This is a genomic window from Exiguobacterium sp. RM11 (assembly GCF_059821525.1).
Map to the genome: position 1 here is coordinate 1116227 of NZ_CM187558.1, position 12518 is coordinate 1128744.

Annotated in this window: 11 protein-coding genes and 2 tRNA genes; 12 read left to right on the top strand and 1 reads right to left on the bottom strand. The window is 44.9% G+C overall.

The annotated features are described in order from the left end of the window. Window positions 1–4: 4 nt before the first annotated feature. Window positions 5–463 carry a hypothetical protein gene (locus tag AC5LIL_RS05795; protein WP_499825197.1) on the bottom strand — a complete coding sequence of 153 codons (459 nt, stop codon included), beginning with the start codon at window positions 461–463 and terminating at the stop codon, window positions 5–7. Window positions 464–643: 180 nt separating this feature from the next. On the opposite strand from AC5LIL_RS05795, the gene AC5LIL_RS05800 reads away from it, so the two are divergent. From AC5LIL_RS05800 to AC5LIL_RS05855, 12 genes are all read left to right on the top strand, one after another. Next, complete coding sequence (locus AC5LIL_RS05800; RefSeq protein WP_499825198.1) at window positions 644–2287, top strand: Na/Pi cotransporter family protein; 1644 nt, start codon at window positions 644–646, stop codon at window positions 2285–2287. A gap of 107 nt (window positions 2288–2394) precedes the next feature. Then, window positions 2395–2468, top strand: a tRNA-Met gene (locus AC5LIL_RS05805). A gap of 7 nt (window positions 2469–2475) precedes the next feature. Continuing rightward, window positions 2476–2549 (top strand) — tRNA-Ile (locus tag AC5LIL_RS05810). A 112-nt stretch (window positions 2550–2661) separates the two neighbouring features. Further along, on the top strand, window positions 2662–4134 hold the full coding sequence (locus AC5LIL_RS05815; protein ID WP_499825199.1) for an alpha-amylase: 1473 nt from the start codon (window positions 2662–2664) through the stop codon (window positions 4132–4134). A gap of 84 nt (window positions 4135–4218) precedes the next feature. Next, complete coding sequence (locus AC5LIL_RS05820) at window positions 4219–4827, top strand: superoxide dismutase (protein WP_074033338.1); 609 nt, start codon at window positions 4219–4221, stop codon at window positions 4825–4827. Between the two features lie 156 nt (window positions 4828–4983). After that, complete coding sequence (locus tag AC5LIL_RS05825) at window positions 4984–7047, top strand: peptidoglycan D,D-transpeptidase FtsI family protein (protein ID WP_499825200.1); 2064 nt, start codon at window positions 4984–4986, stop codon at window positions 7045–7047. A gap of 153 nt (window positions 7048–7200) precedes the next feature. Next, window positions 7201–8139, top strand: coding sequence for a PstS family phosphate ABC transporter substrate-binding protein (locus AC5LIL_RS05830; protein WP_074033336.1), 939 nt, complete (start codon window positions 7201–7203; stop codon window positions 8137–8139). Between the two features lie 83 nt (window positions 8140–8222). Further along, window positions 8223–9167, top strand: coding sequence for a phosphate ABC transporter permease subunit PstC (pstC, locus tag AC5LIL_RS05835; protein ID WP_214782345.1), 945 nt, complete (start codon window positions 8223–8225; stop codon window positions 9165–9167). A 1-nt stretch (window position 9168) separates the two neighbouring features. Further along, window positions 9169–10080 (top strand): phosphate ABC transporter permease PstA, encoded by a 912-nt coding sequence (gene pstA / locus AC5LIL_RS05840; RefSeq protein WP_214693039.1) that lies wholly within the window; start codon window positions 9169–9171, stop codon window positions 10078–10080. 110 nt (window positions 10081–10190) lie between these two features. Beyond that, complete coding sequence (gene pstB, locus AC5LIL_RS05845) at window positions 10191–10952, top strand: phosphate ABC transporter ATP-binding protein PstB (protein ID WP_224862754.1); 762 nt, start codon at window positions 10191–10193, stop codon at window positions 10950–10952. A gap of 16 nt (window positions 10953–10968) precedes the next feature. Next, window positions 10969–11631 carry a phosphate signaling complex protein PhoU gene (gene phoU, locus AC5LIL_RS05850; RefSeq protein ID WP_214693037.1) on the top strand — a complete coding sequence of 221 codons (663 nt, stop codon included), beginning with the start codon at window positions 10969–10971 and terminating at the stop codon, window positions 11629–11631. 115 nt (window positions 11632–11746) lie between these two features. Next, window positions 11747–12517 (top strand): DUF4912 domain-containing protein, encoded by a 771-nt coding sequence (locus tag AC5LIL_RS05855; protein WP_339962750.1) that lies wholly within the window; start codon window positions 11747–11749, stop codon window positions 12515–12517. Window position 12518: the final 1 nt, after the last annotated feature.

A 12518-nucleotide genomic window follows, 5' to 3' on the forward strand; every position in this document is an offset into this window, starting at 1 on the left:
GCGTTCACGAAGACGCTCGTCGTTGTTTTTTTTGAGGTACTTTTGTTAATGGATAGGTGATATATCCAAGTCCAATCACAAAGCCAATCGATATCAATGAAGGGTTCATGTGATACAAAATCACTAATAAAATCGTTGGAACGAGTGTCATCGACACTGCGTATGGCCAAGCTTGGCGGTAAGCCCACATGTTTTTAGAATAGACTCTTGTAAATAATTGAACATATAAAGCCATGAAGGCGACCCAAATTAAATAGGAAAAGAAGATGGCGAACCCGTGTAAGAAGAGCCACATCGGAATGAAAAAGTCAGGGCGGATCACAATAAAGTCCAAGATGGTAATGAGTAGCGTCAATACAAAAGTGGCTCCCATATAGGCGTGAAGCGGAGCGAGGCGGAGGCGAAGGGCTCGTTTTGATGGCACTACGCTCGTTCGAATAAACGTGAAAATGGTAGACAACATGCTAAAAACTCCAATCTGTTATATTACAACATCCGTAAAAACGATAAAATTAGTACAGTGTTTTAATAAAACTTTTACATAAAACGTGTTTACATGAAGATGCCGATGAAGGCATAATGAGTAGGGCATTAAAAACCAAGCAAATCCAACCAATTCTTAATTAAAAGGAGTACAAAAATCGTGGAATACAATTTGCAAGAAATGTTATTCATGTTTTTTGGAGGTCTAGGGATCTTCCTCTTCGGGATCAAATCGATGGGAGACGGACTCCAAAAGTCTGCAGGGAATCGCCTGCGCGACATCCTTGATAAGTATACAACGAATCCATTCCTCGGTGTACTCGCCGGGATTATCGTTACTGTATTGATTCAATCATCTTCAGGTACAACCGTCATTACGGTCGGACTTGTTAGCGCCGGGTTCATGACACTCCGTCAAGCAATCGGGGTCATCATGGGGGCGAACATCGGGACGACGGTGACGGCGTTCATCATCGGATTCGATGTTGGTGCATATGCGCTTCCAATCATTGCAATCGGTGCAGTATTGTTGTTCTTCTTTAAAAAAGAAAAATTACAACACCTCGGTCAAATCTTCTTTGGCTTCGGGATGTTGTTCTATGGACTTGAATTGATGGGAAGTGGGATGAAACCACTTCGTTCAAGCGAATATTTCATCGACTTGACGCAATCAATGAGTGACAACCCGTTCCTTGGTGTCATCGTCGGTACTGTATTTACAGTCATCGTCCAGTCATCTTCTGCAACAATCGGAATTTTGCAAGAACTCTATGCAGGTGGTTCAATCGACTTGGATGCCGCTCTTCCCGTATTGTTTGGTGACAACATCGGTACGACAATCACTGCCATTTTGGCATCGATCGGTGCATCAGTTGCCGCACGTCGCGCAGCTGCAGCACACGTTATCTTTAACTTAATCGGAACGACGATCTTCATGATTTTGTTGATTCCGTTCACAAACTATATTTATTGGATTACAGACTTCTTGGCAATCGAAGACAAGATGCAAATTGCATTTGCTCACGGTACGTTTAACGTCGTCAACACATTGATCCAGTTCTGGTTCATCGGAACGATTGCTTGGATTGTGACGAAATTGGTCCCAGGTGAAGACTCAATCGTCGATACGAAAGCACAACATTTAGACCCGATCTTCATTCAACAGTCACCTTCGATTGCAGTCGAGCAAGCGAAATACGAAGTCATCCGCATGGGAGATTTCGCAAAACTTGGTCTCGACGAAGCGCGTAACTATTTGACAACAGGAGATAAGAAACACTCTGAAAAGTCTGCGCATATCGAAGAAGCGTTAAACTCGTTGAACGCGAAAATCACAGATTACCTCGTTAAATTGGCTGCGGTTGATTTGACTGAGCAAGAATCACAAGAGCACAAGACGCTCATGCATGCAATCAACGATATCGAACGAATCGGTGACCACGTTGAAAACATCATTGAGTTGATTGATTATAAGACTGCTACAAAAGTGACACTTTCAGCAGATGCTCAAAAAGAATTGACTGAAATGTACGACCTCACACGCGAAACGTTAGAGAAATCACTTCAGACGTTAGCAAGTGGTGACATGGTCGAAGCACGTAAAGTCATCGAAATGGAAGCGAAACTCGATATGCTCGAGCGACAATTCCGTAAAAACCACGTTGTTCGTTTGAACACGGGTGCTTGTGATGGACAAGCAGGTATGTTCTTCGTCGACATGCTCTCAAACCTTGAGCGCATCGGTGACCATGCCATGAACATCACGGAAATCACACTCGAAGATGCGAACGAAGTGATGGTATAAAGATGAGGCACTCCAACTACGTATTGGAGTGCTTTTCTTTTCAATGGAAAGGAATTTCCCTTGACAGTATGGAGCATATTCAGTATATTATTACTGTATAACAACATGGCGGTGTAGCTCAGCTGGCTAGAGCGTACGGTTCATACCCGTGAGGTCGTGGGTTCGACTCCCTCCGCCGCTACTTATAAGGACCCTTAGCTCAGCTGGTTAGAGCAGACGGCTCATAACCGTCCGGTCGTAGGTTCAAGTCCTACAGGGTCCATTTGAAACAACTTTCATTTTGTGAAAGTTGTTTTTTGTTTTCAATCTAAAATTCGTGGGTAAATACTCGTTAGCATTTTGTTTTTTGAAAAATATGAAATGAGGCGGACAAAATGGAACGAAATCATACCATGATGCAGTTTTTTGAATGGCATGTCGAAGCGGATCAAAAACATTGGAAGCGGTTAAAAGAGAGAGCGGAAGATTTAAATAAAGCTGGGATTACGGCGCTTTGGTTACCGCCTGTCACGAAAGGGCAAAGCGATCAAGATACCGGATACGGAATCTATGACTTATATGACTTAGGTGAGTTCGATCAAAAAGGATCGATTGCCACGAAATACGGAACAAAAAAAGAGCTTCTTGAAGCGACAACCTATTGTCAGCAAGAGCTAGGGATGCAAATTTATATGGACGTCGTCATGAACCATAAAGCAGGCGCGGATGCCACCGAGAAGTTTGACGTGCTCGAAGTGGATCAAAATGATCGCACGAAAGTGCTGTCTGACGAGCCTTTTGAAATCGAAGGATGGACGAAGTTTGATTATGAAGCTCGTGATGGGAAGTATTCTACATTTAAATGGGACTTCACACATTTTAACGGCACCGACTATGATGCAGCGACAGACCGTTCTGGCATCTTCTTTATCGTTGGAGAGAATAAAAGATGGAACGACAATGTCGATGACGAATTCGGTGTCTATGACTATTTGATGTTCGCAAACATCGATTATCATCATCCTGAAGTTCGGGAAGAAGTGTTGAGCTGGGGTAAATGGTTCATTGAGGAAACGAAATGTGACGGATTCCGATTGGATGCAATCAAACACATCAACTATGACTTCGTGAAAGAGTTCAGTCAAACGATGCGTGAAGAGAAAGGCGATCAATTCTATTTCGTCGGAGAGTTCTGGAAGTCTGATCTTGACGCATGCCGTGAATTTCTTGATAACATCGATTACCATGTCGATCTATTCGATGTTCCGCTCCACTATAAATTACATCAGGCGTCAGAGGAAGGGGCCGCATTCGATATGCGCACCATTTTTGATGATACGCTCGTCCAGTCACACCCACTTCATTCAGTGACGTTTGTAGACAATCACGATTCACAACCTGAAGAGGCACTCGAGTCATGGGTAAAAGATTGGTTCAAGCAAATCGCATACGGTCTCGTTTTGCTACGTAAAGATGGCTATCCATGTGTCTTCTATGGGGATTACTACGGCATCGACGGCCCTCACCCGACTGATGGGATGAAACTTGCCATTGATACACTTCTTTATGCCCGTCGGGAAAAAGCTTACGGGGAACAGGATGATTACTTCGATGATGCAAACGTCATCGGCTGGGTACGCAAAGGTGTAGAGGAGATCGAGCGTTCAGGATGTGCCGTTCTCATCTCAACTTCGGACGAGGCTGAAAAGCGAATGTTCGTCGGGGAAGAGCGAGCTGGCGAAACATGGGTCGACTTGACGAATACTCGAGAAGATAAAATTGAGATTGATGAGGAAGGATTTGGGGTATTTAAAGTGGCGGCGGGATCTATTTCGGTCTGGGCGTTACCAGAAGAAGATGTAGAGTGAGGCATTACAATTGAGTCGACCGTCACAAATCTGTTACATTTATAACGAACGTTGTTCAAAACACTTTTAAGGGGGATTTTAGTAATGGCTAAATTTGAATTACCACAACTTGATTACGCATATGATGCACTCGAACCACACATTGACGCACGCACGATGGAAATCCACCACACGAAACACCACAACACTTACGTCACAAACGTAAACAATGCACTCGAAGGAAAAGACGTGGAGTACTCTTCACTAGAAGACTTGCTTCAAAAAATCGATTCGCTTCCTGCTGACATTCAAACTGCTGTCCGTAACAATGGTGGCGGTCACTGGAACCACTCGTTCTTCTGGAAACTCTTGAAGAAAAACGAGAACGGGACACCTTCTGGCGATCTCGCTGCTGCAATCGACGAGTCATTCGGTAGCTTTGATGCATTCAAAGACGAGTTCACAAAAGCTGCAACTACTCGTTTCGGTTCAGGATGGGCATGGCTCGTCGTGAAGAACGGCAAACTTGAAGTGACGTCTACACCAAACCAAGATTCACCGATCATGGAAGGTGTTACGCCAATCCTCGGACTTGACGTTTGGGAGCACGCTTACTACTTGAACTACCAAAACCGTCGTCCTGACTATATCAATGCATTCTTCCACGTCATCGACTGGGATTATGTTGCGAAATTGTACGCTGACGCAAAATAAGTCGTTTGTCCCGAGATTCTTCATAGAGTCTCGGGTTTTTTTGTGTCTTTCATTAATTTGTAAACAAATTATGATATAGTGAAAAACGGACAAAATAGTAGATGACCGTGTACGCTATACTATAGAAGGAATCGATTGTGGAAGGAGATAACGGACTTGGCAAAAAATCGTGTAAAAGTGCCGAAGAAACGGCGAAACCACTTACCGTTACGTTTAAATTTGTTATTTTTCATCGTCTTCGTTCTATTTGCAACGCTAATCTTTCGATTAGGCGTCGTTCAAATTGTGAATGGGGAATTGATTGCACGTGAAGTTCAAAAAACTGAGTCGAGTAAGATTAAATACGAGGTACCACGAGGGAAGATTTATGACCGTAACGGTCAAGTGCTTGCGGATACGATTTCAAACTACTCGATCATGTACCGTCGTTCGCAAGTGACGAAAGCGGATGAACGCTTAGATGTCGCCAAAAAGTTGTCGGAAATCGTCGATATTCCGAAAGAAGATCGCAAAATGACGGAACGTGACCGCAAGGATTACTGGATTGCAACGAATCCAGAACTCGCTCAAGAACGTACGCAAGCATTGTTAGAGGAGTTACCGGAAGACGAGCGGGCTGCATTGTCCAACCAAGACGTAGACCGGCTCTTACTCGACTCCATCACAGAAGAAGAGATCACGTTCGATGATGCGACAGAAGAAATCATCGCGATCAAACATAATATGGAGAGCGGCTATGCCCTCGACCCACAAGTCATCAAAATCGGCGCAAGCCCAAAAGAGATGGCGGTCATTGAAGAAAACTTAGAAATGTTACCAGGCGTGAGCGTCGAGCCATACTATCAACGGGACTATCCGTTCGATGAGACGTTCAGAAGCTTCTTAGGAAGCTATCGTCAAATCCCGGCCGAACAACGAGCTTCTTATCAGGCGAAAGGATATGGACTGAACGACCGTGTCGGGACGTCCTACTTAGAGCAACAATATGAAGACGTCCTTCGCGGGACGCCTGCATACGATGTGTTCACAACGTATAAAGGTGAACCGGTCGGGGAACCAACTCGCGTGAGCGGGAACCCGGGTAAAGATATCGTTTTGTCGACTGATATCGAATTCCAAAAAGAAGTCGACGAGATATTGAAGAAGGCTATTCGGGCCGGGCGTTCGGGAAGTCCTCATTTCGACCGCGCGTTCGCTGTCGTCATGAACCCGCAAACGGGTGAACTACTCGCTTTGTCAGGGCAAGAGCTTGATTTAGAGACGAATGAGTTCAAAGATGTCTCGACAGGGACCGTACTCCGTGCCAGCCAAATCGGGTCAACCATCAAAGGGGCGACGGTCGCTTATGGATTTGAAGAAGGCGTCGTTGAGCCGGGAGAATATATTTATGACGCGCCGATTAAAATCGGATCGTCGACCAAAGCTTCTTACCGTAACATGGGGAACATAAACGATTTAGATGCACTTGCGATGTCGTCAAACATTTATATGTTCCAAATCGCATTACGTTTGGCTGACTATTATTCGACCGGACAAATTGTCGGGGAAAACGTCACACAGGCATTTGAAACGATGGAACATTACTATAAACAGTTCGGACTCGGAATCGAGACGGGAATTGATTTACCATTCGAGTCGACTGGATTCCGTAGCGTTCCCGACCGTGTCACGCTTCTCATGGATATGTCGATCGGACAGTATATCTCGTACACGCCAATCCAATTGGCACAATATACGTCTACGTTAGCAAATGGTGGTTATCGCATTCAGCCACATTTACTGAAAGAAATCATTGAGCCGGGTTCGCTCGATGAAAACAATAAACAAGTCGTCAGCACGTTCCAACCGAACGCGTTGAATAAAGTCGATATTCAAGACGAGTATATCGAACGTGTTCGTGAAGGATATCGTCAAGGGGTTGAATCTGCATCGGGTTCATCTCGGATTTTGCAACAGACAGGGATGACTGCGGCCGGGAAGACAGGAACGGCAGAGGCCATCGCTGAAAACGAAGATGGCCGAGCGAAACGAGACGCAAGCGGGAAGCCGATTGAGACGTTTAACTCGAACCATGTTGGCTGGGCACCGTATGATGACCCCGAAATCGCATGGGCGATCATCATGCCTGGACTTATGGCGGAAGGAATCAACACGCGGGTCGCGCACGATATTATGAAAGCTTACTTTAACTTAGAAGATGTGAATGCAATGCTTCAATGAAAGGAGTCACTTCGGTGACTTCTTTTTTTGTCTTTACAATTCTTTTACGTTCCGTTTATTTCTCGTTAATAGAAGTTCATTAGGATATTAATTGTAGGACAGAACAACAGATCCACAACAAAAATCAAAGCAAACTCAAGGAGGACGTCACAAATGTCTTGGATGAAAAAATCAGCTTTACTCGCTTCAATCACTTCGGTCGCACTCGTAGGTGCAGCCTGTGGGAACAATGAAGAAGGAAGTGGCGCTGCTGAAGGCGATGCGCTATCAGGAAAAGTCGTCATGGACGGATCATCAACTGTATTCCCAATCATGGAAGCAGTCGCAGAAGAATATTCAGCTGAACAACCAGAAGTTGAAGTGACGGTCGGTGTCTCTGGTACGGGTGGTGGCTTCAAACGCTTCGTGACGGGAGAGACAGACTTCTCGAACGCATCACGTGAAATCAAAGAAGAAGAAGCAGCTGAAGCGGAGAAAAATGGTGTGGAATTCACACAACTCTCAGTCGCACTTGATGGTCTTTCACTCGTTGTGAACCCGGCGAACGATTGGGCTCAAGATATCACGATTGAAGAATTAAATAAAATGTGGACAGATACAAGCGTGAAAACGTGGAAAGACGTTCGTTCAGACTGGCCAGATGAAGAAATCTCATTCTTCGCACCAGGTAAAGACTCAGGTACATTCGACTTCTTCAATGAGGCTGTTCTTGACGATACAGACATTCGTGAAGACGCGCAATTGTCAGAAGACGACAACGTCCTCGTCACAGGTGTAGCAGGAACGGAAGGCGCAATCGGATTCTTCGGATACGCATACTACATTGAAAACCAAGACACATTACGTGCCATGGCAGTCGAAGGTGTAGAGCCAACTCCAGAAACAATCAATGACCTTTCTTACCCGCTCTCACGTGAAATCTTCACGTATGTCAACAACGCTTCATTGAAAGATAAAGAGCAAGTAGCCGATTTCGCACGCTTCATGAATGAAAATGCTGGTGCACTTGCTGAAGAAGTTGGATATGTCGGTATGGAACAAGCGCGTTACGATGAAAACGCGAAGATGATCGACGAAATCGCTGGAGAATAAAATGATACGTGGCAGAAGGTGAGAGTAACTCTCACCTTCTCGCCATGCTTTCTAGTATGAAGAGGTAGGGAGCGATACACGAGATGAATGAACCAAACAAAGAGCTCTCGATTCGAGAGATGATTCAACAAAATAAACAAAAGAAATATAGTACGACGAACGTGTTTGATAGAATCATGCCGTTCTTATTATTCTTGAGCGCATTCGTATCGGTCGTCACGACAATTGGTATTGCGTTCACACTTGGCTTTGAGCTATTCAAGTTCTTTGAACGAGTGCCTGTCGCTGAATTTTTAGGGTCGACAGAATGGTACCCGCTTAGTGCAGATCAGCGCTTCGGGGTATGGGCACTTGTGATGGGAACACTCCAAATTACTGTAATTGCGATGATCGTTGCCGTACCGCTTGGACTGGCGTCTGCGATTTATTTGAGTGAGTACGCTTCGGAGCGAGCGCGTCGTGTATTAAAGCCAATCTTAGAAGTGTTGGCAGGTGTCCCGACCATCGTATTCGGTTTCTTCGCGTTGTCATTCATCACACCGATTTTGCAAGCGTTGATTCCAGGACTTCAAATTTACAATGCGCTTAGTCCTGGTATTGTCGTCGGGATCATGATTATTCCGATGATCGCTTCGATTTCTGAAGATGCGATGAGTGCGGTGCCGAAGAAAATTCGAGATGGTGCGCTCGGTCTAGGTGCAACACGCCTTGAAGTGGCGACAAAGGTCGTCATGCCAGCAGCGACATCTGGAATCATTGCCTCAATCGTTCTCGGAATGAGCCGTGCGATTGGAGAGACGATGATTGTAACGATTGCGGGTGGGTCGCAACCGAACTTCGAGTTCAATCCGCTCAATGCGATTCAGACGATGACGGCATATATCGTTCAAATCGCAAAAGGTGACGCAGGTTACGGAACAATCGAATATTACAGTATCTATGCGGTCGGTGCGTTGTTGTTCGTCTTCACTCTGTTGATGAACTTGCTCGCAAACTGGGTGACGCGCCGCTTCAGAGAGGAGTACTAATATGGCTTTACCGAACAGTGAGTTCAAGAATACGAAGAACCTGATGGATCGTGAGACGGTATCTGAACGAATCAAACGCCGCTTACAACTGAATGAAATTTTCAAATACGTCTTTTTGGCAGGACTTGTCTTTGCATTAGTCGTCTTATCGACTTTGATTTATGACATCGTCTCAAAAGGGGCGGGCTGGGTCGACCTTGATTTCTTACGTAACTTCCCGTCACGTCGCCCTGAAGATGCTGGTCTATATCCTGCATTGATCGGATCATTTTGGTTAATGTTATTGATCGTACCAATGGTGTTCGTCATTGGTGTCGGTGCAGCAATCTACCTAGAAGAGTACGCACCGAAGAATCGAATGACTTCATTTATCGAAGTCAATATTTCGAACTTGGCTGGTGTGCCTTCGATCGTATTCGGATTGCTCGGATTAACGATATTCGTTCGTGTGATGGAATTAGGCAACTCGGTTATGGCAGGTGCGTTGACGCTTGGACTCATGAGTTTACCGATTGTCATCGTAGCCTCACAAGAAGCATTACGGGCAGTCAAAATGGAGTTACGACACGCTTCTTTAGCGCTAGGTGCTTCAAAATGGCAAACAACGTTCAATGTCGTCTTGCCGTCAGCGATTCCTGGGATTATCACAGGAATCATTCTAGCCGTGTCTCGTGCAATCGGTGAAACAGCACCGTTGATCATGGTCGGCGCAGCAACATTTATTTCAACAACACCAAGCAGTATTTTCTCTGACTTTACGGCGCTCCCAATCCAGATCTATAACTGGACGAGCCGACCGCAAGCAGAATTCCAAAACTTGGCCGCGGCAGGAATCATCGTACTCATGACGATGCTCATTGCGATGAACTCTGTAGCGATTTATATCCGAAACAAATATACGAACCGACATTAAGTCGTTCTTGCAGATGAATGAGGAGGAAGCTCGAGATGATGAAACAACAAGAGCTCAATAAAGGAGATCAAAACGTGAACACAACAACGACAGAACCGACAACTACTGAGATGAAAAAAGATAGCGCTTATGTCGTCAACAATTTGAACTTATGGTACGGCGAAGACCAAGCTTTGATTGACGTCAACCTCGATATTAAAAAGAATGAAGTTACGGCCATCATCGGACCATCTGGGTGCGGGAAATCAACATTCATTAAAACGTTGAATCGCATGGTAGAACTCGTACCATCTGTTCGGACGAATGGTGAAATTTTGTATCATGGTCGGAACATCTTCGACCGTGGATATAAAGTAGAAGATTTACGTACATCGGTCGGAATGGTATTCCAACAACCAAACCCGTTCCCGAAATCCGTATATGATAACGTAGCGTACGGTCCTCGTACGCACGGCATCAAAAATAAAAAAGTACTCGATGAGATTGTCGAGCGCTCACTTCGTGGCGCTGCCATTTGGGATGAAGTGAAAGATCGTCTGAACGAAAACGCATACGGACTTTCTGGTGGACAGCAGCAACGTCTCTGTATCGCTCGTACGCTAGCAATCGAACCTGACGTCATCTTGATGGATGAACCGACATCTGCCCTTGACCCGATCTCTACATTGAAAGTGGAAGAACTTGTTCAAGAGTTGAAAGAGCAGTACTCAATCATCATCGTCACGCATAACATGCAACAAGCTGCCCGTGTTTCGGATAAAACGGCCTTCTTCTTAAATGGAGAAGTTGTCGAGTTCGATGTAACAGATAAGATTTTCTCGAATCCATCTGACAAACGGACGGAAGACTATATTTCTGGCCGTTTCGGTTAAGGAGGAGACTAGATTGATGGCACAAAATCGCACATTTTTTGATACGAAATTAACTGAATTAGAAGATAAAGTAGTCCGTTTGGCAAACTTGACGATGCGACAAACGGCGACGGCAATCGAAGTGTTAGAAAAACATGATCTTGAGTTGGCGCAAACGGTAATCGACAACGACAATGAACTAGATGATTTAGAATTAACTATCAACGACGAAGCGATTTTATTGATTGCTAAGCAACAGCCTGTTGCGACTGACTTACGTCGTCTGATTGTAACGATGAAATCGGCGACGGACTTAGAACGCATTGCGGATTACGCGACGAACATCGCCAAAGCTGTGACGCGAATTGAACATGTTCCTTATTTACATGACATTCAACCACTCAAACAGATGGCTGAACAGTTGATTGACATGCTCGAATTGGCGACGCGTGCGTATCGTAAAGGAGAAGTGAGTCGTGTCCGTGAACTCAATGAAATGGACCGTGTGATTGACGAAATCAATCTAACGGTGATTAAACAATACATCGGTTCCCTTCCGGCAATGACGGTCGGAACGAACGATGTATACGAGTTCTCAAACATCGCTAGATATCTCGAACGGATGGGCGATCACGTGACAAACTTCGGAGAACATTTAATTTTTCTTGAAAAAGGGAAACATTATGATTTGAATCAATAAGATTAGTGGTAAAGAACAACAGTGCTGTTGTTCTTTATTTTTTTGGGCAGGAATTCATAAAGAATGAGCGAATACTAGTCTACATGGATTTTTACATGAAGGGAGCCATACAGAGATGGAAGAGAAAATCGTATCCTTGAAGCAACAAGGACTTACGTTGAAACAGATTGCGGCAGAACTAGACGTCCCGATTGGCAAAGTCCAATACGCATGGCGAAAATGGAGAAATCAGCAACAAGAGGTGGAGGAAGTTGTCCCTGTGAAACAAAAGAGCAATAAGAAAGCTAAAGCTAAAGCTAAAGCTAAAGCTAAAGCGCCAGGATCAACTTCGCGTAAACAAGTCGCCACAGCGAAAGAAACGAGTGATGTGAACGTATCGCCACTTCTTACGAAAGGACCAGAAGGATACTGGCAGTTGCCAGACCGATACAACGTCGACTTTTTACATGCAGTCGTGCAATCACCGAACTCGGTTTATGTGTGCTGGGAAGTGTCTGATTTGGTCAAAGAGACGTTAGAGCTTCAGTTTATGAGACGATGGGAAGAGCTACCGAAAGCATTCCGTATTTTAGACGTGACCTTATTGGATTATGCGAGCGGTCATGCAAATCGTTCATATACGTTCGACCTACCTGAAATGACGAATAGTTGGTTCGTTCGTCCTCTCGATCCGAATACGACATATGTGTTCGAATTCGGGATTCGCACGATGGAGGGAGAATTTTTACCAATCGTGGCATCAGCACCGCTTGATACACCGCGTGCAGAACCAGCCGGCATCGGACGTTTTGCGGAACCGGTGAGACGTTGGCAGTATGGGGAAGTAGATTCTCCTGAGTTATTAGATACATTACCAAAATATGCGGCATATCGTCACGTACGTTAAG